This window comes from Telluria mixta, assembly GCF_029223865.1.
In the GTDB taxonomy this organism is placed as follows: Bacteria; Pseudomonadota; Gammaproteobacteria; order Burkholderiales; family Burkholderiaceae_D; genus Telluria; species Telluria mixta.
This window is the reverse complement of sequence record NZ_CP119520.1, coordinates 1,602,623-1,624,614: the sequence shown is the minus strand read 5'-3', so window position 1 is coordinate 1,624,614 and position 21,992 is coordinate 1,602,623. Positions and strand designations below refer to the sequence as shown.

At 63.3% G+C, this 21,992-nt stretch carries 23 protein-coding genes, 1 tRNA gene and 1 riboswitch; of the genes, 16 read left to right on the top strand and 8 right to left on the bottom strand.

Going from position 1 to position 21,992, the window contains the following annotated elements; translation table 11 throughout:
- Position 1: 1 nt before the first annotated feature.
- From P0M04_RS07220 to P0M04_RS07200, 5 genes are all read right to left on the bottom strand, one after another.
- Positions 2-757: an urea amidolyase associated protein UAAP1 gene (locus tag P0M04_RS07220; protein ID WP_259448237.1), complete on the bottom strand. Its 756-nt coding sequence runs from the start codon at positions 755-757 to the stop codon at positions 2-4.
- Between the two features lie 10 nt (positions 758-767).
- The gene (locus tag P0M04_RS07215; protein WP_259448236.1) at positions 768-1,601 is read right to left on the bottom strand and encodes an ABC transporter ATP-binding protein; all 834 of its coding nucleotides are present in this window, start codon (positions 1,599-1,601) and stop codon (positions 768-770) included.
- Between the two features lie 3 nt (positions 1,602-1,604).
- Positions 1,605-2,453, bottom strand: a complete 849-nt coding sequence (locus P0M04_RS07210; RefSeq protein WP_259448235.1) for an ABC transporter permease — start codon at positions 2,451-2,453, stop codon at positions 1,605-1,607.
- Positions 2,454-2,456: 3 nt separating this feature from the next.
- Positions 2,457-3,458, bottom strand: a complete 1,002-nt coding sequence (locus tag P0M04_RS07205) for an ABC transporter substrate-binding protein (RefSeq protein WP_259448234.1) — start codon at positions 3,456-3,458, stop codon at positions 2,457-2,459.
- Positions 3,459-3,515: 57 nt separating this feature from the next.
- Positions 3,516-3,625, bottom strand: a riboswitch (guanidine-I (ykkC/yxkD leader).
- 442 nt (positions 3,626-4,067) lie between these two features.
- Positions 4,068-5,930 (bottom strand): phosphoethanolamine transferase, encoded by a 1,863-nt coding sequence (locus P0M04_RS07200; protein WP_259448233.1) that lies wholly within the window; start codon positions 5,928-5,930, stop codon positions 4,068-4,070.
- Positions 5,931-6,307: 377 nt separating this feature from the next.
- Between P0M04_RS07200 and rpsL the strand changes: the two genes are divergently transcribed.
- From rpsL to P0M04_RS07170, 6 genes are all read left to right on the top strand, one after another.
- On the top strand, positions 6,308-6,691 hold the full coding sequence (gene rpsL / locus P0M04_RS07195; protein WP_036240557.1) for a 30S ribosomal protein S12: 384 nt from the start codon (positions 6,308-6,310) through the stop codon (positions 6,689-6,691).
- Positions 6,692-6,817: 126 nt separating this feature from the next.
- Complete coding sequence (rpsG, locus tag P0M04_RS07190; protein WP_166857969.1) at positions 6,818-7,288, top strand: 30S ribosomal protein S7; 471 nt, start codon at positions 6,818-6,820, stop codon at positions 7,286-7,288.
- A 135-nt stretch (positions 7,289-7,423) separates the two neighbouring features.
- Positions 7,424-9,529 (top strand): elongation factor G, encoded by a 2,106-nt coding sequence (gene fusA, locus P0M04_RS07185; RefSeq protein WP_259448232.1) that lies wholly within the window; start codon positions 7,424-7,426, stop codon positions 9,527-9,529.
- Between the two features lie 82 nt (positions 9,530-9,611).
- Positions 9,612-10,802, top strand: coding sequence for an elongation factor Tu (tuf, locus tag P0M04_RS07180; protein ID WP_259448231.1), 1,191 nt, complete (start codon positions 9,612-9,614; stop codon positions 10,800-10,802).
- A 177-nt stretch (positions 10,803-10,979) separates the two neighbouring features.
- The gene (gene rpsJ, locus P0M04_RS07175; protein WP_005663509.1) at positions 10,980-11,297 is read left to right on the top strand and encodes a 30S ribosomal protein S10; all 318 of its coding nucleotides are present in this window, start codon (positions 10,980-10,982) and stop codon (positions 11,295-11,297) included.
- Positions 11,298-11,379: 82 nt separating this feature from the next.
- Positions 11,380-11,931, top strand: coding sequence for a GNAT family N-acetyltransferase (locus P0M04_RS07170; RefSeq protein WP_259448230.1), 552 nt, complete (start codon positions 11,380-11,382; stop codon positions 11,929-11,931).
- A gap of 3 nt (positions 11,932-11,934) precedes the next feature.
- On the opposite strand, the gene P0M04_RS07165 is transcribed toward P0M04_RS07170, so the two are convergent.
- Positions 11,935-13,296 carry an 8-oxoguanine deaminase gene (locus P0M04_RS07165; RefSeq protein WP_259448229.1) on the bottom strand — a complete coding sequence of 454 codons (1,362 nt, stop codon included), beginning with the start codon at positions 13,294-13,296 and terminating at the stop codon, positions 11,935-11,937.
- Between the two features lie 80 nt (positions 13,297-13,376).
- Positions 13,377-14,729 (bottom strand): nucleobase:cation symporter-2 family protein, encoded by a 1,353-nt coding sequence (locus tag P0M04_RS07160; protein WP_259448228.1) that lies wholly within the window; start codon positions 14,727-14,729, stop codon positions 13,377-13,379.
- A gap of 436 nt (positions 14,730-15,165) precedes the next feature.
- Here P0M04_RS07160 and P0M04_RS07155 point away from each other — a divergent pair, with 436 nt between their 5' ends.
- Positions 15,166-16,167: a LacI family DNA-binding transcriptional regulator gene (locus tag P0M04_RS07155; protein ID WP_259448227.1), complete on the top strand. Its 1,002-nt coding sequence runs from the start codon at positions 15,166-15,168 to the stop codon at positions 16,165-16,167.
- Between the two features lie 4 nt (positions 16,168-16,171).
- On the opposite strand, the gene P0M04_RS07150 is transcribed toward P0M04_RS07155, so the two are convergent.
- Positions 16,172-17,242, bottom strand: coding sequence for a mechanosensitive ion channel family protein (locus P0M04_RS07150; protein ID WP_259448226.1), 1,071 nt, complete (start codon positions 17,240-17,242; stop codon positions 16,172-16,174).
- 116 nt (positions 17,243-17,358) lie between these two features.
- Between P0M04_RS07150 and P0M04_RS07145 the strand changes: the two genes are divergently transcribed.
- From P0M04_RS07145 to rplP, 9 genes are all read left to right on the top strand, one after another.
- Positions 17,359-17,435 (top strand) — tRNA-Val (locus tag P0M04_RS07145).
- 289 nt (positions 17,436-17,724) lie between these two features.
- Positions 17,725-18,381: a 50S ribosomal protein L3 gene (rplC, locus tag P0M04_RS07140; RefSeq protein WP_259448225.1), complete on the top strand. Its 657-nt coding sequence runs from the start codon at positions 17,725-17,727 to the stop codon at positions 18,379-18,381.
- A gap of 3 nt (positions 18,382-18,384) precedes the next feature.
- On the top strand, positions 18,385-19,005 hold the full coding sequence (gene rplD / locus P0M04_RS07135) for a 50S ribosomal protein L4 (RefSeq protein ID WP_259448224.1): 621 nt from the start codon (positions 18,385-18,387) through the stop codon (positions 19,003-19,005).
- On the top strand, positions 19,002-19,319 hold the full coding sequence (rplW, locus tag P0M04_RS07130) for a 50S ribosomal protein L23 (RefSeq protein ID WP_036240333.1): 318 nt from the start codon (positions 19,002-19,004) through the stop codon (positions 19,317-19,319). The genes rplD and rplW overlap by 4 nt, the downstream gene beginning before the upstream one ends.
- Complete coding sequence (gene rplB, locus P0M04_RS07125; RefSeq protein ID WP_259448223.1) at positions 19,319-20,146, top strand: 50S ribosomal protein L2; 828 nt, start codon at positions 19,319-19,321, stop codon at positions 20,144-20,146. The genes rplW and rplB overlap by 1 nt, the downstream gene beginning before the upstream one ends.
- Positions 20,147-20,155: 9 nt before the next feature.
- Complete coding sequence (rpsS, locus tag P0M04_RS07120; protein ID WP_036240336.1) at positions 20,156-20,431, top strand: 30S ribosomal protein S19; 276 nt, start codon at positions 20,156-20,158, stop codon at positions 20,429-20,431.
- Positions 20,428-20,760 carry a 50S ribosomal protein L22 gene (gene rplV, locus P0M04_RS07115; RefSeq protein WP_179966292.1) on the top strand — a complete coding sequence of 111 codons (333 nt, stop codon included), beginning with the start codon at positions 20,428-20,430 and terminating at the stop codon, positions 20,758-20,760. Before rpsS ends, rplV begins: the two co-directional genes overlap by 4 nt.
- 11 nt (positions 20,761-20,771) lie before the next feature.
- Positions 20,772-21,566, top strand: coding sequence for a 30S ribosomal protein S3 (gene rpsC, locus P0M04_RS07110; RefSeq protein ID WP_036240339.1), 795 nt, complete (start codon positions 20,772-20,774; stop codon positions 21,564-21,566).
- A 2-nt stretch (positions 21,567-21,568) separates the two neighbouring features.
- Entirely contained in the window at positions 21,569-21,988 is a 420-nt protein-coding gene (gene rplP / locus P0M04_RS07105) for a 50S ribosomal protein L16 (protein ID WP_005663456.1), read from the top strand.
- The last annotated feature ends 4 nt before the right edge of the window (positions 21,989-21,992 follow it).

The window sequence follows — 21,992 nt, the reverse complement described above, 5'->3', positions numbered from 1 at the left end:
CTCAGCGGTAGATCATTTCGGTGTTGGTGTAGCCGCGGGCGTTTTCCGGGCACGACAGGCGGCAGATGTCGTCGCTGCCGGCGGGGCCGGAATCCCACGCGACGATGGCGACCTTGCCCGGCGCGTACTCGGGGCGCGGGTCGAGCGGATGCGGCGCGGTCGAGACCAGCACCAGCGTGTCCATCTCGAAGCGCAGCTCGACGAAGTCGCCGGCCTTCGCGTGGTTCTCGGCGAAGCGGAAGCGCCCGTCCGCATCGACGGCCACTTTGGAAAACAGGTTCACGTTCGGCACGAGGTCGCGCAGGCCCAGGCCCCACTTGCCCATCTCGACGAGCAGGCTGTCCTTGCCGTTGCGGTGCATCGCGTTGCGGTGTTCCTGGTAGCGTTTGACGCCGTGGCGGCGCGCGATGCCTTCCGCGTCCGACAGGCCGCACAGCGGGTCGTGCCAGCCCACGGTGTCGCGCGGGATCGAGGCGAGAATGCGGCCCATGTCCGAGTACAGCACGTGGCCCGCCGTCAGGTGCGCGGTGTGCTGGGCCTTCAGCGTGTCCGGCAGGTTCAGGCGCTCCATGCGCTCGTCGGCGCGATACAGCAGCACGGAGGCGTTGGCGCCGGCTTCCGCCGCGATGAAGCGCAGCGTGGTGCCGCGCCGGACGCGATAGGACCAGTGCGCGCCACCGGGGAAGCGTTCGGTCCACAGCACGCGGGCCGGGTCCAGGTCCGGTGCCAGTTCATTGGTTTGTTCGGTGAGCTGCATGGTGCCTCCGTCAGTCTTGTGCGGTACGGGTGAGTTTTTCGAGCTGTTCCAGGTCGGTCTTGACGCCGGACGTCTCGCGGATGCGGTTCAGGATCCGGCGTTTCAAGGCCGAGAATTCGGGCGCCAATTTGAGGTCCTGGTGGCGCCGGGCGTCGAACGGCACGTCGACGATCGAATCGATGCGCCCCGGACGCGGCGCCATCACGACGACGCGCTCGCCCAGGTAGATCGCTTCCTCGACGTCGTGCGTGACGAACACGATGGTCGTCTTCTCCAGATGGTGGACGTGGCGGATCAGGTCGTGCATCACTTCACGCGTCTGCGCGTCCAGCGCGCCGAACGGCTCGTCCATCAGCAGCACGTCGGGCCGCGCCATCAGCGCCCGCGCGATCGCCACGCGCTGCTGCATGCCGCCCGAGAGTTCCGCCGGATACGCATGCGCCACGTGCGCAAGGCCCATCAGGCCGATCAGCGCGTCGGCGCGGCCGGATGCGATTTCGACGTCGCTGGAGGTCGCGGCGGCGTGGTGCGCGAGGCGGCGGCAGAAGCGGATGTTGTCCTTCACCGTCAGCCACGGGTACAGGCTGTAGCTCTGGAAGACCATGGCGCGGTCGGCGCCGGGGCCGTCGACGTCGCGGCCGTTGCAGACGATGCTGCCTTGTTCGTATTCCTCCAGGCCGCAGATCGTGCGCAGCAAGGTGGACTTGCCGCAGCCGGACGCGCCGACCAGGGTCACGAATTCGCCGGCGGCGATGTCGAGGTCCACGTGCTGCAGCGCCAGCGTGCGCCGGGTCCCGCGGCCATAGTGTTTATAGAGGCCGCGTACGGCAATCTTGGGTGTCATGTTTCAGCCTCGCAGGTGATGCCAGGGAAAGCAGCGCTTGTGCAGCCAGCGGAACGCCTGGTCCGTGAGCAGGCCCACGAGGCCGATCAGCAGGATGCCGGCGAAGATCTTGTCGGTCTGCAGGAAGCGCTGCGCCTTCAGGATTGCGTAGCCGAGGCCCGAGTTCGCGGCCACCAGTTCGGCCACGACGAGGTACGTCCACGCCAGGCACATCGCTCCCCGCAACGTGGTCAGGATCGCGGGACGCGCGGCCGGGATCAGCACGTACTTGATGATCTCCTCGTTGGTCGCGCCCATCGTGCGCGCCGCTTCGATCGGTGCGTCCGGCACGCGTGCCACGTCGGCGGCGACGAGCAGCAGCATCTGGAAGAACACGCCGACCCAGATCACCGCGACCTTGGCGCTCTCCTCGATGCCGACCCACAGCATGATCAGGGGGATGAACGCGACGGCGGGCAGGTAGCGGGTGAATTCCGTCAGCGGCTCGAGGAAGGCGCGCACCGGGGCATACGTCCCGACCAGCACGCCGAGCGGCACGGCGACGAGGGCCGCCACGCAGAAACCGCCCAGCACGCGGCCGATGCTGACGATCACGTCGCCCAGCAGGTCGCCGTCGCGGTACCACTCGCCCAGCTGGGCCAGTACCTGCCACGGCGGCGGCAGGAACACGGGATCGGCCCAGCCGTTCAGCGAGACGACGATCCATGCCGCCAGCGGCAGCACGAAGCCGGCGACGGCCAGCGCGAGCGCGCTGCGGCGGCGCAGGTCGCCGCGCACGTCCCACGGCGAGCGGCGGTTGCGCATCACCGTCGGGCCGGCCGCGCGGTCAAGGGGAGGCAAGTCGTCGCGCATGGCTTACTTCTTGAGGGCGTCGGCCAGCAGCGAGGCGTCGATGCCGGCGGCGTAGTCGACCGGGCCGGCGATCAGCTTGTTCGTGCTGAGGAATTTGTGGATCTCGGGACCGGCCGCGACGAGCGACTGCGGCTTGCTCGCGTCGAGCGCGGCCTGGTTGTCGGCGCGGTCGAAGAAGCGGGTGCCGGGCAGGAAGACCTTGTACTCGGCCGGCTTGATGCCGACCACTTTCGACATGATCTGCACCGCCTCGTCCGGGTGGTCGTGGATGAAGGCCTGCGTGTCGAACCATGCCTGGATCATGCCGACGAGTTCCTGGCGCTTGGTCTTGTCGCGCAGGGCCTTGCCGTGGGCGACGAGCAGGTCGGGCACGAGGCCCGGCATGTCGCGCGACGTGAACAGCGCGTGGCCCTTGCCGCTCGTCTGGATCTTGTTGACCCACGGGTTCCACACGACGGCGGCATCCACACGTCCTGCCACGAACGCGGCGGCCGCATCGCCGGCGGACAGGTTGACGATCTTGACGTCGTTGACGCTCATGCCGTTCTTCGCGAGTGCCGTGGCGAGCACGAAGTGCGAGATGCTGAACTGCTCCAGCGCCACCGTGCGGCCCTTCAGGTCGGCGAACGACTTGATCTTCGGGCCGACCATCAGCGCGTCGTTGCCGGCCGAGTTGTCGTTGACCAGCACGGCCTTGACGTCGACCTTCTTCGCCAGCGGGGTCATGGTGTCCGACCACGTCTGCGCATTGGCATCGAGCTGGCCGGCCGACAGCGCGGAGACGGAGTCCGTGTAGTTGCCGAACCAGACCAGCTTGACGTTGGCGCCGTGCCGCTTGAAGAATCCCTTCTGGTCCGCGACGTACCAGGCAACCCACCCCGGCCAGTCGGACAGGCCGACCTTGACCTCGGCGTGTGCCGGCCCGGCGGCCGACAGCGCCGCGCACAGGGCGAGAACCGTTGCGATGGAACTGCGAAGGATGCGGTGGTGCTGGAAGAAACGCATGATGGAGCTCCCGAAGTGGATAAGAACGAGAGGCGGGCGATTGCGGCGCAATCGTCCTCCTCCCGGGCTTTTATCCCTCCGTGTAGCTCCTTGCCGCGTGGCGGCGGGGAACCGGCAGCTCTCGGACCAGCACCGCGTGCGCGGTCGGAACCCTAGCCACCATTTAGAGATGTGCGCGATGCCGACACCGGCCCACCTCTCGTTGCAGGTTCAATTTGCAAGAACGGTGCCAGCCGGGTCCGGCCGGGCTTTGCCCGTGTGTGTGTGCTCCGCGCATGCGTATGACGCGCCGCGGCGGTGCGTCCGTGCGCCGATCTGGTGCGTTTCTCACGCGGGCAGCGCGCCATCGCCGTCGACGCGGGCGGGCATCGACCTTGCATGGGATGGAGGACGATCACGCAGCGGAGCACCGATGTCCACCTTTGCCAGCACCTTGTGTCACCGTCTCGCCCGCCTTGCCTGGGCGTTCCTGTACCTGCTGGCCTCGCAGCCGGCGCACCGCTATCCGTGGATGGCGCGGCCGGCACCACCGGGGTCACCACCGGGGTCAGAGCCCGATTTTTGGAAATTGCCCAAAAAAGGGCTCTGACCCCGGTTTGAGATGGCGCATCAGTCGCGCGGCAATGGCTTGCCTTTCGCGATCACTTCGTGGCAGTCGCCCTTGATGGTGGCGTTGTCGTAGTCGGTCCAGCCGTAGCTGTCGACGTAGCGCTTGTGCTGCTTGAAGGCGGTGTTCACGAAGCTCCAGTCCAGGCGCTCGTCCGGGTAGCGCACGTCGCCCAGGTCGAGCAGTGTGTGGAACATGTTTTCGGTCGCCAGCTTCGCCTTGCGGTGGCGGCGCAGTTGCGTGACCTTGTCCGGGAAGCGCTCCGCGTAAGAGTCGGAGTACCAGGCGAACGCGGGGACGTGGAATTCGTATTGCGTGTTGTGGCCGTGGAAGGCGAGGCGGCAGTTGTTGTCGTACAGCGTCTGGCCGTGGTCGGCCACGTACAGCATCGCGGCCGGCTTGTCGGCCTCTTTCAAGGTGCCGATCACGTGGTCGAGGAACCAGTCCGTGTACAGGATCGAGCTGTCGTAGCTGTTGTTCAGCTTGTCCTTGATGCGGATGTCCGTGTAGACGGGCTTGTCGATGCCGTACAGCGACGGCAGCCATTTGTCGAACTGCTTCGGGTAGCGGTGGCTGTAGTTCCAGTGGCTGCCCAGCGTGTGCAGCACGATCAGCTTTTTCGGCGCCGGGTCCGCGACGGCATGTTTCAGCGGGCCGAACAGGATTTCGTCGTAATTGGAATTGTCCGTGAAGCCGCCCAGGTTCAGGAAGTCGACGACGTCCGCTTCCTTCGCGAACACGGACACGGGCGTGTCGAACTTGCCGAACGAGATCTGGTTCGACAGCCAGAACGTTTTATAGCCCGCTTCCTTGAACGCGGTCAGGAAGGATTTTTCCGAGAACCCGTCCTTGAGGCTTTGCGTGGCCGGCTTGCGCGAGATGATGACGGGGACGCTCAAGCGCGTGGCCGACACGGACGTGATCACGTCGCGCAGCACGACGAGGTTGTCTTCCTTCGACAGCAGCGGGTTCGTGTCGCGCTCGTAGCCGTTCAGGCTCCAGCGGTCGTAGCGCGACGATTCGCCGATCACCATCACGATCACCTGCGGATCGTCGTTCGGTTCGGCCAGGTGCGCATCGAAGCGGAAGCGGGCGCTTCTCCGGTTCAGGTCGGCGAGGTAGACGCGTTCCTTGTAAAAATCGACGCCGCGCGCGGCCAGGCCGAACGGCCACGAGTGGGCGAACGCGTCCAGGTCGAACGGCAGCTTCATCCAGTGCGCCAGCGGCGGCAGCGATGCGGCGCGCGGGATGCTGGACGGGCGCGGCGCTGCGGTCTCTTCGCTGGCGGGTTCGACGCTGTCCGGGGCGGGCGTCTTCACGAGCCGGACGGTCGCCGACCCCGGAGCGGCACGCGTCAGCGGCGGCGGGGCGACGCCGTATTTCAGGCCGTAGGCGAAGACAACGGCCGCGATCGCCAGCACGCCCAGCACGACGGGGCGCGACACGTCGGCCCAGTCGAGGTCGCGCGTGCGCCAGGCCGCGATCCAGCTCGTGACGAACCATGCGAGCACGCCGAGGAAGACGCCGGCCAGCAGCCAGACTTTGCTGCCGAGGAATTCCATGGCCTCGGCCGGACTCGTCTCCGCGATGATGCCGAGGTGGTGCGTGGAGATCCCCTGGCCGTAGAACGCAAATAAATAAAGCTCGACGGGCAGCGCGAGGAAGGCGGGCAGCAGCAGCCAGTGGAAGTACGCCGGGCGCTTGAACACGCCCCATACGCCCAGCCAGGCCAGCAGTTCGATGCCGGCCACCTGGCCGGGGTGCGACAGCGGCTGGCCGAACAGCGGCGCCACGTACGGCACGCAGGACAGGAGCAGATAAGTGAGCGCGACGTACAGGTTGCGCGGGCGTAGCAGGAATGACATCGAGCGTGCGTATGCGGCAGAGCGTGGGCGAAGTCGGCTATTATCCGATTTTTGCCACAGGTAACGCCATTCCCTCTGCACAACGGATGAAATCCATCGTACACTGGTTGTGTCGTTATCACGACATCTACTGAGCGTTTACGCAATCTCCCGCCGCTGTCGGGGTGCTTGGTCAGCAAGTTTGTTGACCCGGCCCCGCTTCAGGTCTATACTCGCGAGTTCTCGAATTATTCTACGCATGGTTTACGCATAACAGCCGCTCCCGCTGGTGAGTGGCTTTCGTCGCCTGTACAGAGAGTTGCGGGACAAGGTTTCAGCCCCGGGAAGCAAGAGCCCCGGGTCATTAACTAGTAGTCATTTTGTTGGATTTTTGAACGATGCCAACCATCAATCAACTGATTCGCAAGCCGCGTGAAGCCGCGGTTGTGAAGAGCAAGTCGCCGGCACTGGAAAACTGCCCGCAAAAGCGTGGTGTCTGCACCCGTGTCTACACGACGACCCCGAAGAAGCCGAACTCGGCACTGCGTAAAGTCGCCAAAGTCCGCCTGACCAACGGTTTCGAAGTCATTTCGTACATCGGCGGTGAAGGCCACAACCTGCAGGAACACTCGGTCGTGCTGATCCGCGGCGGTCGTGTGAAAGACTTGCCGGGTGTGCGTTACCACATGGTCCGCGGTGCACTGGATACCCAGGGCGTGAAAGACCGTAAGCAGGCCCGTTCGAAGTACGGTGCCAAGCGTGCCAAGGCTGCCAAGAAGTAATCTTCTTGCAATCTGGGTAAATTAATATTGAGTTAGTTGAGGCGGCCGGAAGGCCGAGTAAGTGAAGGGCTTTGATGGCCTTTCGCGAGTGCGCAAGCACTCAACTGAAGACAGGAAGGAATTGAAATGCCACGTCGTCGTGAAGTACCCAAGCGCGAAATTCTGCCGGATCCGAAATTCGGCAACATCGATCTCGCCAAGTTCGTCAACGTCCTGATGTTGTCCGGCAAGAAGTCGGTCGCAGAAAACATCATCTACGGTGCCTTCGACTACATCCAGTCGAAATCGGGCAAGGACCCGCTGGAAGTGTTCGCAACCGCGATCAACAACTGCAAGCCGATGGTCGAGGTGAAGTCCCGCCGCGTCGGTGGCGCCAACTACCAGGTGCCGGTTGAAGTGCGTCCGGTCCGCCGTATGGCCCTGTCTATGCGTTGGTTGCGCGAAGCCGCAAACAAGCGTAGCGAGAAATCCATGCAGCAGCGCCTGGGTGGCGAGCTGATGGAAGCAGCAGAAGGCCGCGGCGGCGCGATGAAGCGTCGTGACGAAGTCCACCGTATGGCTGAAGCGAACAAGGCGTTCTCGCACTTCCGCTTCTAAGCGAATGGCCAACTTCCCTTGGGGGCAGAACGCCTCCGGGGTGGTGCGGCCATGCAGTATCAGTTGTTCAGGCCGAGCTCATTTTGATCACCAGAATGCTGCTCGGTTTTGTCCATTCAAAAGTTAGGAAAATTTATGGCACGCACTACCCCTATTGAGCGCTACCGTAACATCGGTATCTCCGCTCACATCGACGCCGGTAAGACGACGACCACCGAGCGCATCCTGTTCTACACCGGTGTGAACCACAAGATCGGTGAAGTGCACGACGGTGCAGCTACCATGGACTGGATGGAGCAGGAGCAAGAGCGCGGCATCACCATTACCTCGGCAGCGACGACCTGCTTCTGGAAGGGTATGGCGAACAATTTCGAGCCGCACCGCTTCAACATCATCGACACCCCGGGCCACGTCGACTTCACCATCGAGGTGGAGCGTTCGATGCGCGTCCTGGACGGCGCCTGCATGGTCTACTGTGCAGTCGGCGGCGTGCAGCCGCAGTCGGAAACCGTGTGGCGTCAGGCTAACAAGTACAAAGTCCCGCGTCTGGCGTTCGTCAACAAGATGGACCGTACCGGTGCGAACTTCTTCAAGGTGTACGAGCAGATGCGCGCCCGCCTGAAGGCCAACCCGATCCCGCTGCAGATCCCGATCGGCGCCGAAGACAACTTCAAGGGCGTGGTCGACCTCGTCAAGATGCAAGCGATCTACTGGGACGACGCGTCGCAGGGCATGAAGTTCGACTACCGCGAGATCCCGGCCGAGCTGGTCGATCAAGCCAACGAATGGCGCGAAAAACTGGTCGAGACCGCTGCTGAAGCGTCGGAAGACCTGATGAACAAGTACCTCGAAGAGGGCGAGCTGACCGAAGCCGAGATCAAGCAGGCACTGCGCCAGCGTACGATCGCTTCGGAAATCGTCCCGATGATGTGCGGCACCGCCTTCAAGAACAAGGGCGTGCAGGCCATGCTGGACGCGGTCATCGAGTACCTGCCGTCGCCGGTCGACATTCCGCCGGTCAGCGGTACCGACGAGGACGACCAGCCGGTCACCCGTACGGCATCGGACGACGAGAAATTCGCTGCGCTGGCATTCAAGATCATGACCGACCCGTTCGTCGGCCAGCTGATCTTCTTCCGCGTGTACTCGGGCGTCATCAAGTCGGGCGACACCGTGTTCAACCCGATCAAGAGCAAGAAAGAGCGCGTCGGCCGTATTCTGCAGATGCACGCGAACCAGCGCGAAGAGATCAAGGAAGTCCGCGCCGGCGACATCGCCGCTGCTGTCGGCCTGAAAGAAGCGACGACCGGTGAAACGCTGTGCGACCCGGCTGCCCCGATCATCCTGGAAAAGATGGTGTTCCCGGAGCCGGTGATCCAGCAGGCCGTCGAGCCGAAGACCAAGGCCGACCAGGAAAAGATGGGCCTGGCACTGAACCGTCTGGCTCAGGAAGACCCGTCGTTCCGCGTGCGCACCGACGAAGAATCGGGCCAGACCATCATCGGTGGTATGGGCGAGCTGCACCTGGAGATCATCGTCGACCGTATGAAGCGTGAATTCGGCGTGGAAGCGACCGTCGGCAAGCCGCAGGTGGCTTACCGCGAAACGATCCGCAAGTCGGTCAGCGACGTCGAAGGCAAGTTCGTCAAGCAGTCGGGTGGTCGTGGTCAGTACGGTCACGCCGTGCTGTCGATCGAGCCGCAGGAACCGGGCAAGGGCTTCGAGTTCATCGACGCGATCAAGGGTGGTGTGATTCCGCGTGAATTCATCCCGGCGGTCGAAAAAGGTGTGCGCGAGACGCTGTCGAGCGGCGTGATGGCCGGCTATCCGGTGGTCGACGTGAAAGTCACGCTGACCTTCGGTTCGTACCACGACGTGGACTCGAACGAAAACGCGTTCCGCATGGCTGGTTCGATGGCATTCAAGGAAGGCTGCCGTCGCGCCAACCCGGTCATCCTCGAGCCGATGATGGCCGTGGAAGTGGAAACGCCGGAAGACTACGCCGGTACGGTGATGGGCGACCTGTCGTCCCGCCGCGGCATGGTGCAGGGCATGGACGAGATCCCGGGTGGCGGCGGCAAGATCATCAAGGCCGAAGTCCCGCTGTCGGAAATGTTCGGTTACTCGACCGTGCTGCGTTCGGCAACCCAGGGTCGTGCGACCTACACGATGGAATTCAAGCACTATGCTGAAGCACCGAAGCATGTGATGGACGCCATCGTTACGGCAAAAGCCAAGTAATAGTTAATCAGTCGAGGACAGGGCGGTGAACCTGCTCTGTCCTACAAAAAATAAGATATTGTTCTTTTAAAGGAAGATCAAAATGGCAAAAGGTAAATTCGAACGGACCAAGCCGCACGTGAACGTCGGCACCATCGGTCACGTTGACCACGGCAAAACCACCCTGACGGCTGCAATCGCAACCGTTCTGTCGAAGAAATTCGGCGGCGAAGCCAAGGCCTACGACCAGATCGACGCGGCTCCGGAAGAAAAAGCACGCGGCATCACCATCAACACCGCGCACGTCGAGTACGAAACGGCCAACCGCCACTACGCACACGTCGACTGCCCGGGCCACGCCGACTACATCAAGAACATGATCACCGGTGCTGCCCAGATGGACGGCGCGATCCTGGTGTGCTCCGCCGCTGACGGCCCGATGCCGCAGACCCGCGAACACATCCTGCTGGCTCGCCAGGTGGGTGTTCCGTACATCATCGTGTTCCTGAACAAGTGCGACCTGGTCGACGACGCAGAACTGCTGGAACTGGTCGAAATGGAGGTGCGTGAGCTCCTGTCGAAGTACGAGTTCCCGGGCGACGACCTGCCGATCATCAAGGGTTCGGCTCGTATGGCGCTGGAAGGCCAGCAGGGCGAAATGGGCGAAGACTGCATCATCCGCCTGGCTGAAGCCCTGGACACCTACATCCCGACCCCGGAACGTGCCGTCGACGGCGCCTTCCTGATGCCGGTGGAAGACGTGTTCTCGATCTCGGGCCGCGGTACCGTGGTGACCGGTCGTGTCGAGCGCGGCATCATCAAGGTCGGCGAAGAGATCGAAATCGTCGGTATCGTCGATACCGTGAAGACGACCTGCACCGGCGTGGAAATGTTCCGCAAGCTGCTGGACCAGGGTCAAGCTGGCGACAACGTCGGCCTGCTGCTGCGCGGCACGAAGCGTGAAGACGTCCAGCGTGGCCAGGTCCTGGCCAAGCCGGGTTCGATCAAGCCGCACACCGACTTCACGGGCGAAGTGTACGTGCTGTCGAAGGACGAAGGCGGTCGTCACACCCCGTTCTTCAACAACTACCGTCCGCAGTTCTACTTCCGTACGACTGACGTGACCGGCTCGATCGTTCTGCCGGCCGACAAAGAGATGGTCATGCCGGGCGACAACGTGTCGATCACCGTCAAGCTGATCGCTCCGATCGCGATGGAAGAAGGTCTGCGCTTCGCAATCCGCGAAGGCGGCCGTACCGTCGGCGCCGGCGTGGTTGCCAAGATCATCGCCTAATAGCTTGATCCAGTAGCAAAGACGAGACAGAAGGGACAGGCCAGAAGGTCTGTCCCTTCTGCTTGTGCAGTAAGGGATAAAACGGTGTTATACTGCCGTCCCCTCCGCAGTATCCGCAGTACCTGACACATTGATTGCCGGCCCGTGTGCCGGTTCGTTCTTTTTTAAGGAAATAGCATGTCCGCTCCGAATCAGAAAATCCGTATCCGCCTGAAAGCGTTCGACTACAAGCTGATCGACCAGTCCGCTCTGGAAATCGTCGACACCGCCAAGCGCACCGGCGCAGTCGTCAAGGGCCCGGTTCCGCTGCCGACCCGCATCCAGCGTTTCGACGTGCTGCGTTCCCCGCACGTCAACAAGACCTCGCGCGACCAGTTCGAAATCCGTACGCACCAGCGTCTGATGGACATCGTGGACCCGACCGACAAGACCGTCGACGCGCTGATGAAGCTGGACCTGCCGGCTGGCGTTGACGTCGAAATCAAGCTGCAGTAATCGTATTTCCGCCGCGGCGTGAGCCGCAGCGATCCGGGCCGGTACCGCCTTGCGGACCGGCCCGTTGTCTTTTGGAGGCCCCGTGATCGACACCGCACGCCTGCGCCTGCGCCAGTGGCGCGACACCGACCTGGAACCGTTCGCGCGCATGAATGCGGATGCCCGCGTGATGGAACATTTTCCCGCGCCGCTAGACCGTGCCGCCAGCGACACGCTCGCCGCCAGGCTGCGCGCCGAGATCGCAGAACGGGGCTATGGGTTATGGGCCGTCGAACTGCGGCACACGGGCGAATTCATCGGCTTCACCGGCCTGCGCAGCCCGGCCGTGCCCTTGCCGATCGGCCCGTGCGTGGAGATCGGCTGGCGCCTCGCCGTCGGCCACTGGGGTCGGGGCCACGCGTCGGAAGCGGCGCGGGCGGCGCTCGCGTATGGATTCGCCACGCTGGGCCTCGACGAGATCGTGTCGTTCACCGCGCTGCCGAACGTGCGCTCGCAGGCCGTCATGCAGCGCATCGGCATGACGCATCGGGGCGAAATGTTCGAGCACCCCAGCGTCGCGCCGGGGCACCCTTTGCGGCCTCATTGCCTGTACCGGCTCACGCGCCGGCAGTGGAAAGCCGGGCAGGCCGAATAGCGGTCAGGCGGCTTTCAGCGCCAGTTCCTCGGCCAGCCGGTTATGCCGCTCCAGCACGACCGGCAGATCCACCGTCCGCAACACGCCATCCTTCACGACGACCTTGCCGTTGATGACGCTGTGATTCACGTTGGCCGGCGTGCAGAACACGAGCGCGGCCACCGGATCGTGCAGCGCCCCCGCGAAGCCGACGCCATCCAGCTTGAACATGACGATATCCGCCGACATGCCCGGCGCGATGCTGCCGATGTCGTCGCGATTGAGCACCTTCGCGCCGCCCAGCGTGGCGAGTTCCAGCGCCTGGCGCGCCGTCATCGCATCCGGGCCGAAGCCCACGCGCTGCAGCAGCATCGCCTGGCGCACCTCGCCCAGCATGTGCGCGCCGTCGTTCGACGCACTGCCGTCCACGCCGAGGCCCACGGGCACGCCCGCATCGACCATCTTGCGCACCGGTGCGATGCCGGACGCGAGGCGCATGTTCGAGCACGGGCAGTGCGCGACGCCGGTGCCCGTCCGTGCGAACAGGCGGATGCCCGCGTCGTCCAGCTGCACGCAGTGCGCGTGCCACACGTCGTGGCCGACCCACCCGCAGTCTTCCGCATATTCGGCCGGCGTCATGTTGAATTTCTCGCGGCTGTAGGCGATGTCGTTGACGTTTTCCGCGAGGTGCGTGTGCAGCGACACGCCGTGGCTGCGCGCCAGCAGCGCCGCTTCCTTCATCAGGTCGCGCGACACGGAGAACGGCGAGCAGGGCGCCACGACGATCCGCTGCATCGCGTGGCGCGAGGCGTCGTGGTAGGTCTCGATCAGGCGTTGCGTGTCCTTCAGGATCGCCGCTTCGTCTTCCACGACGCTGTCCGGCGGCAGGCCGCCTTTCGAGCGCCCCACGCTCATCGCGCCGCGCGACGCGTGGAAGCGCATGCCGATGGTGTGCGCCGCTTCGATGCTGTCGTCGAGGCGGCAATCGTTCGGGTAGATGTACAGGTGGTCGCTGCTCGTCGTGCAGCCGGACAGGATCAGTTCCGCCATCGCGGTGAGCGTCGACACGTGGACCATCTCGCCCGTCAGGTTCGCCCACACGGGGTACAGGTTCGTCAGCCAGTTGAACAGCTCGCCGTCCTGCGCGGCCGGGATGACGCGCGTGAGGCTCTGGTACATGTGATGGTGCGTGTTGACGAGGCCGGGGATGACGACGTGGCCACGCGCGTCGATCACTTCGTCGGCATCGCGCGGCAGGTCGTCCGTCGTGCCCACGTGCTCGATCACGTTGCCGCGGATGAAAATAGCGCCGTCTTCGATTTCGCGGCGTTGCGCGTCCATCGTGACGAGGACGCGCGCATGTTTGATCAGGAGAGTTTTGCTCATCGATTTTCCACTTTTTTAGATTTCAACACTGCGGAAACAATGCGCGGGCACTGCGGAAACAATGTCGGGGATCGTCCCTGTCAGATCGCCTCCAGGTCTTTCACCAGCAGGGGCTGCGGGACGTCTTCTTCGTCGTCGTGGACTTCCACGGGACGGTTCGGCAGCACCAGGTTCAGCAGGACGGCCATGATGGCGCCCGTGCTGATCCCCGAGCCGAAGATCTCGTTCACGAACGGCGGCAGCTTGGCCAGCAGTTCGGGACGCACGCTGACGGCGAGGCCGCAACCGATCGAGACGGCGATGATGAGGCCCGTGCGCTTGTCGTGCTCGACCTTGCCCAGCATCTGCACGCCGGCCGTGAGGATCATCGCGAACATCATGAGGCCGGCGCCGCCCAGCACGGGCTGCGGGATCGTGACGACGACGGCGCCCAGCACCGGGAACAGGCCGGCCAGCGCCAGCATCACGCCGGTGAGGGCGACGACGTGGCGGCTCGCGACGCCGGTCAGCGAGATGACGCCCACGTTCTGCGCGAACGTCGACATCGGCGGCGCGCCCAGGGTCGACGCGAACGCGGAACCGACGCCATCGCACAGCACGCCGCGCTTGAGCAGCGTGCCGCGCATCTTCGTTTCCGTCGCGGCGCCCAGCGCCATGAACGTGCCGGTCGTTTCGACCATCGTCACGACGTAGGCGAGGCCCATCGCGAAGATGCCGCTCGGCGGGAAGCTCATGCCGAAGTGCAGCGGCTGCGGCAGCGCGAACACGGCGGCCTTCTGCACGCTCGAGAAGTCGACGAGGCCCAGGCCCAGGCAGACGGCGTAGCCGATCGCGATGCCGATCACGATGGCGGAGGCGGAGATGATGCCCTTGCCGAACTGCACGAGCGCCACGACGATCGCCAGCACGAACAGCGCGATGCCCAGGTTCTCGGGCGCGCCATAGTTCGCGCCAGGCGCCTTGCCCCCCGCGGCCCAGTCGACGGCGACGGGGACGAGCGACAGGCCGATCATCGTCACGACGACGGCCGTCACCTGGTGCGGGAACAGCTTGCGGATCTGCGGCATGAAGAAACTGCCGACGATCATGACGACGGAGCCGGCGAGCGACGAGCCGAGGATGCCCGCCACGCCATGCTCGAAACCGATGCTGATGGCCGCGCCGACGAAGGCGAAGCTGGTGCCCATCACGCACGGGAGGCGGATGCCGACCGGGCCGATGCCCTTGCACTGGATGATCGTGACGATGCCCGAGCCCAGCAGCGCCGCGTTGACGAGTGCGACGATCTGGTCCGCGGGCAATTTGAGGATCGCGCCGACGACGAGCGGCACGGCGATGATGCCGCCGAGGGCGGCAAGCATGTGCTGGGCGGCGAGGAGGGTCGTGGTGATGAGAGGGGGGCGGTCGTCGACCTTGTACAGCAGATTATTCATGTGTGTCTCCGTCGAATGTTGTCCTGAACTGCGTCGGGTGGTTCGATGATTTCCGGACGGTGGAGACGGTGAACCACGGCAGGCAATCCGAGATCCGGATGCAACCGATTGCGATGTCTCCACAATGCTTGGGCCACTCTGCGGCGGCTTGTTTCCAAATCATGATGCCCCTGCATTTCGGCACTGTCAACGAATTTGTATACAGTTTCTAATGGAAAAGAAGTAGATGAATCTGCCGCTTCACAGAGGGAAAGCAGGGTATTTGCGCATCCTCTGTATACAATTTTTCACGAGCGTTTTGCGTGGAAATATCAGATGAACCGGTCGGACTCAGGCCTCTTGATAAGCCGAATAGCGGCCTGATCTTGAATGAAGAGCGTCCGGTAGTTGTAATTACTGAAACACATCGGTAATAATCGCGCCTCAGGAGGAAGCGATGGCGACCATGAAACAGGTAGCGGCGCGTGCCGGGGTGTCGATCTCCACGGTGTCGCACGTGATCAACAACACGCGCGTCGTCAGCGACGACGTGCGCCAGCGCGTGCTCGGCATCATCGACGAGATGCGCTACATCCCCAGTGCCGTCGCCCGCAGCCTCAAGAACGACAAGACCCACACCATCGGCGTGCTCGTGCCGAACTCGTCCAATCCATACTTCGCCGAACTGATCCGCTGGATCGAGGACGCGGCATTCGGGCTCGGCTACAACATCATCCTGTGCAACGCGCACGGCGGCGCGCAAAAGCAGACGGCCTATCTGCGCCTGCTGATGGAAAAGCGCATCGATGGCCTGGTCCTCGTCGCCAGCGGCGCCGACGACGAACAGGATCTGTTGCTGCGCCACGAAACCGTCCCGATCGTCCAGCTGGAACGGGCGCTGCCCGGGCTCGATGCGGACCTGGTCCTGGCCGGCCAGGAAGAGGGCGGATATCAGGCGACGCGTCACCTGATCGAACTGGGACACCGGGACATCGCCTGCGTGTCCGGCCCGGCCGACCTGCCGCGCACGCGCGAACGCGTCGGCGGCTTCATGCGCGCGATGGCCGAGGCCGGTTTGACCGTCGCGCCGGACCGGATCGTGCACGAGGAATTCACGAGCGCCGGCGGCCACGCGGCCTTTACGCGCCTGCTGGGGCGGGAGCAGCGGCCGACGGCCGTGTTCGTCACAAGCGACCTGATGGCGCTGGGCGGCCTGTGCGCCGCCGGTGCGGCCGGGGTGCGCGTGCCGGCGCAATTGTCCGTGGTCGGCTATGACGACATCGCCGGCGCCGGCTATGCGCTGCCGCCGCTGACGACGGTGGCGCCGCCCAAGCGCGACATGGCGGAGCTCGCCATCGAACTGCTGATCGACCGCATCCGCGGCGAGCATGCGCCGCTGCGCCGCACGGCGCTGGCCAGCACGCTGGTCGTGCGGGCGTCGACGGCGCCGCCGCAATGAGCCGTCAGGTGGCCGCCGGCGCGGCCGGTGTCGCCTCGCGCGCATCGTGCAGGTGCAGTCGCTGCGTCGGAAACGCGAACTCGATCTCCAGTGCCGCAAAACGGTCCATCAGCTGCAGATAAATCTCCTGCTGGATATCCATGTAGCGGTTGAAATCCGCCGTTTCCACCCAGTACACGACGTCGAAATTCAGCGCGGGCGCGACCATGCCGGCGAAGTGCGCGCGCTCGAACGTCACCCCTTCGTGCGCCTGGACGATCTCCGTCAGCAGCGGAGGAATGAGGCGCAGCTTGTCCGTCGGCGTGTCGTACGCGACGGCGACCGTGAAGGCGGCGCGGCGCCGGCTCATGCGCGTCATGTTCTGCAGGCGGCTCTTCAGCAAATCCGCGTTCGAGAACACGAGCTGCTCGCCGCCCAGGCTGCGCAGCCGGGTCGTTTTCAAGCCCACGTATTCCACGGTGCCCAGGTATTTGTCGACGATGATGAAGTCGCCGACGACGAAGGGCTTGTCGAGCACGATGGACAGCGACGCGAACAGATCGCCCAGGATGTTCTGGACGGCCAGTGCCACCGCGATACCGCCGATCCCCAGCGAGGCGACGAGGGTCGTGATGTTAACGCCCAGATTGTCCAGCACCATCAGCAGCAGCACGGTCCACAGCACGGTCTGCGCGATGAAGCCGACGGCCGCCGCCGACGTGGCGCGCGCCGGATCGCCGGCGCGGTTCTGGTAATAATCCGTCAGCCAGGCGCGCAGCGCGCGGTGGCCCCAGACGGCGGCCTGGATCAGGCCGGTGACGATGGCGACCCGCGTCGCGAACAGGTGCACTTCCGGCGGCAGGATGAGAAACTTGCTGCCGGCGAACAGGCCCATGATGACGATGGCCAGCAGCCGCGTGCCGTCGAGCGCTTCGACGACGATGTCGTCCAGGCGCGTCTCCGTGCGCTCGGCCAGCTTGCGCATGTGGTGCACGCCCAGCCGCTTGGCGATATACAGGGCCAGCGCGACGCCGGCCGCGATGCCGAGGGCCGTCAGCCATGCCAGGGTCGTGTTATTGAAGAACACTACATTCATCCGATCATCCTTTCCGTTGTCGCGGATGTCACATTGTACGGGGGAGAGGTGACACACAAGTTTTTTCGGACGGGTATTGCGCTTTGCTAAAACATCCTCGTATAATGCGGCTCCCCGGGCGGTTAGTTCAGCTGGTTAGAATACTTGGTCGACATCCAAGGGGTCGCAGGTTCGAATCCTGCACCGCCCACCAGAATTCCTCCATATCGCAGGCCCCGAGCCTGCAGAGAAAAGACGCCAAGGTATCTTTTCTGTGCCGTTCAGCCTGAACGGATTCCTCTGATCTCCAAGACACTAGCGTTAAACGCAACAGGCCGCGTCAACTCCGCATTCTCTTGTTGCGTCTATCCGTAGCGCGCGCTATACTAGCCGGCTTCGGTGTGGGCCTATCTTTTTTCGGTCCACGCGTTTAAGAGGAAGTTTTTTTAAAACTTCCGAAAGTCAACTAGCCCCGCCCAATCGTAGGTGGGAATGGAGAAAAAATGAGCCTGGGCCTTCTCGGTCGCAAGGTTGGCATGATGCGCATCTTCACGGACGACGGCGATTCGATTCCCGTCACCGTGCTGGACGTGTCGAACAACCGTGTTGCGCAAATCAAAACTCCTGAAACTGATGGTTATGCCGCAGTTCAGGTCGTCTTCGGTCAACGTCGCGCCTCGCGCGTGAACAAGGCCGCTGCCGGTCACTACGCCAAAGCTGGCGTCGAAGCTGGCACGATGCTGAAGGAATTCCGCGTCGAAGCCGCTCAAGCCGCTGGTTTCAAGACTGGCGACGCAGTCAATGTCTCGATGTTCGAAGTGGGCCAGAAAATCGACGTGCAAGGCACCTCGATCGGTAAGGGCTACGCCGGTACCATCAAGCGTTACAACTTCTCGTCGGGCCGCGCCACCCACGGTAACTCGCGTTCGCACAACGTGCCGGGTTCCATCGGTATGGCACAGGATCCGGGCCGCGTGTTCCCGGGTAAGCGCATGACCGGTCACATGGGTGACGTCACTGTCACGACCCAGAACCTGGAAATCGCCCGTATCGACGCCGAGCGTCAACTGCTGCTGGTTAAAGGTGCCGTTCCTGGCGCCAAGAACGGTCAAGTGATCGTCAAGCCGGCAGTCAAAGTCAAAGCCAAGAAAGGAGCGTAAGAGATGGAACTGAAGCTCCTGAATGAGCAAGGCCAAGCTGGCGCCGCAGTCAACGCCGCCGACACCGTGTTCGGCCGTGACTACAACGAAGCCCTGATCCACCAGATCGTGGTCGCCTACGCCGCTAACGCGCGCTCGGGCAACCGCAAGCAGAAGGATCGTGAAGAAGTCTCCCACACGACCAAGAAGCCGTGGCGTCAAAAAGGTACGGGCCGCGCTCGTGCCGGTATGTCGTCGTCGCCGCTGTGGCGCGGTGGTGGTCGTATCTTCCCGAACTCGCCGGACGAGAACTTCACGCACAAGGTCAACAAGAAGATGCATCGCGCAGGTATCTGCTCGATCTTCTCGCAGCTGGCCCGCGAAGACCGCCTGAGCGTCATCGAGAACCTGACCGTCGAAGCACCGAAGACCAAGCTGCTGTCGCAAAAGCTGCAGGGCATGGGTCTGGACTCGGTCCTGGTGATCACCGACACCATCGATGAAAACCTGCTGCTGGCATCGCGCAACCTGCCGAACGTGCTGGTTGTCGAGCCGAAGCACGCCGACCCGATGTCGCTGGTGTTCTACAAGAAAGTCCTGGTCACCAAAGCTGCTCTGGCCAAGATCGAGGAGATGTACGCATGAGCGCCGCAATCAAATTCAGCGAAGAGCGCCTGATGAAGGTGCTGCTGGCTCCGGTCATTTCCGAAAAGGCGACCTTCGTCGCGGAAAAGAACGAACAGATCGTGTTCAAGGTCCTGCCGGACGCGACCAAGCCGGAAATCAAAGCCGCCGTCGAGCTGCTGTTCAAAGTCGAAGTGGAATCGGTGCAGACCGTGAACCGCGAAGGCAAGCAGAAGCGTTCGGGCCGTTTCACCGGTCGTCGCAACCACACCAAGCGCGCTTTCGTGGCCCTGAAGCCGGGCCAGGAAATCAATTTTGTCGAGGAGGCTAAATAATGGCACTCGTTAAGATGAAGCCAACCTCCCCAGGCCGCCGCGGCATGGTGAAGGTTGTGAACCCCGACCTGTACAAGGGTCGTCCGTTCGCAGCCCTGGTTGAGAAGAAATCGAAGACCGCTGGCCGTAACAACAACGGTCACATCACCACCCGCCACATCGGCGGTGGTCACAAGCACCACTACCGCGTGGTCGACTTCAAGCGCAACAAGGACGGTATCCCGGCCAAGGTCGAGCGCATTGAATACGACCCGAACCGCAGCGCGCACATCGCTCTGGTGTGCTACGCCGACGGTTTCCGCGCGTACATCATCGCCACCAAGGGCATGTCCGTGGGCGATACCGTCATGAACGGCTCGGAAGCGCCGATCAAGTCGGGTAACTGCCTGCCGATCCGCAACATCCCGGTCGGTACCACCATGCACTGCGTCGAAATGCTGCCGGGTAAGGGTGCTCAAATGGCCCGTACCGCAGGCGCCGGCGTCGTGCTGATGGCTCGCGAAGGTACCTACGCTCAGGTTCGCCTGCGCTCGGGTGAAGTGCGCCGCGTGCACATCGAGTGCCGCGCAACGGTTGGCGAAGTCGGCAACGGCGAGCACAACCTGCGCAAGATCGGTAAAGCCGGTGCAATGCGCTGGCGCGGTGTCCGCCCGACCGTTCGCGGTGTGGTGATGAACCCGATCGACCACCCGCACGGTGGTGGTGAAGGTCGTACGGCTGCCGGTCGTCATCCGGTGTCGCCATGGGGCCAGCAGACGAAGGGCAAGAAGACGCGTTCGAACAAGCGCACGTCGTCGATGATCGTCTCGCGCCGCGGCAAGAAATAAGGATAAGACATGACTCGTTCATTGAAAAAAGGGCCGTTCATTGACGCCCACCTGGTGAAAAAAGTCGAAGCCGCGCAAGCGAACAAAGACAAAAAGCCGGTCAAAACCTGGTCGCGCCGCTCGACGATCACCCCGGACTTCATCGGTCTGACGATCGCCGTCCACAACGGTAAAGTGCACGTGCCGGTGTACGTGTCCGAGAACATGGTGGGTCACAAGCTGGGCGAATTCGCCCTGACCCGCACGTTCAAGGGCCACGCCGCTGACAAGAAGGCGAAGAAATAATGGAAACTAAAGCTATCCTCAAAGGCGTCCGCCTGTCGGAACAGAAAGGCCGCCTCGTCGCCGATCTGATCCGCGGCAAGAAAGTCGACGCCGCGCTGAACATCCTGCAGTTCAGCCCGAAAAAAGGCGCGACCATCATCAAGAAAGTGCTGGAGTCCGCAATCGCGAACGCCGAGCACAACGATGGTGCCGACATCGACGAACTGAAAGTCGTTCAGATCTATGTCGAAAAGGGCCCGATCCTCAAGCGCTTTACGGCACGTGCCAAAGGCCGCGGTGATCGCATTTCGAAACAATCCTGTCACATCTTCGTGACTGTCGGTAACTAAGGAGTCACACGATGGGTCAGAAAATCCACCCAACCGGCTTCCGCCTGGCGGTCACCCGTAACTGGGCATCGCGCTGGTACGCTGGCAACGGCAACTTCGCCGACATGCTGAAGGAAGACCTGGAAGCCCGCGCTTTCCTGAAGAAGAAACTGAAGAACGCCTCCGTCGGCCGCATCGTCATCGAGCGTCCGGCCAAGAACGCGCGCTTCACGATCTACTCGTCGCGTCCGGGCGTCGTCATCGGCAAGAAGGGCGAAGACATCGAAGTCCTGAAGTCGTCGCTGACGAAGATCATGGGCGTGCCGGTGCACGTCAATATCGAAGAAATCCGCAAGCCGGAAATCGACTCGCAGCTGATCGCCGATTCGATCGCCCAGCAGCTCGAAAAGCGCATCATGTTCCGCCGCGCGATGAAGCGCGCCATGCAGAACGCCATGCGTCTGGGCGCCGTCGGCATCAAGATCATGTCGTCGGGCCGCCTGAACGGCATCGAGATCGCACGTACCGAATGGTACCGCGAAGGCCGTGTGCCCCTGCACACCCTGCGCGCCGACATCGACTACGGCACCAGCGAAGCCTCGACCACGTACGGCATCATCGGCGTGAAAGTCTGGGTTTACAAGGGTGACCGTTCGCCGACCGGCGAAGCACCGGTGATCGACGTTCCGGCCGACGAGAAAAAGCCGCGCGGTCCGCGTCGTGACGACGGCAAACCGGCTGGCCGTGGCCGCCCGGGCGCCAAGCCAGGTACCGCACCCGCAGGCCGCCGTGCTGCCAAGCCGGCCGCTGAGAAAGCAGGAGAATAAGCATGCTGCAGCCATCCCGCAGAAAGTATCGTAAAGAGCAGAAAGGCCGCAACACCGGCATTTCGCACACCCGCGGCACCGCGGTCTCGTTCGGCGAATTCGGTCTGAAGGCAGTTGCCCGCGGCCGTATCACCGCACGCCAGATCGAAGCTGCACGTCGTGCCATGACCCGTCACATCAAGCGTGGCGGCCGTATCTGGATCCGTATCTTCCCGGACAAGCCGATCTCGAACAAGCCGGCTGAAGTCCGTATGGGTAACGGTAAAGGTAATCCGGAGTACTACGTGGCCGAGATCCAGCCGGGCAAGGTCCTGTACGAAATGGACGGCGTCGCTGAAGAACTGGCGCGCGAAGCCTTCCGTCTGGCTGCCGCCAAACTGCCGCTGGCTACGACGTTCGTCGTGCGTCAAGTCGGTCAATAACAGG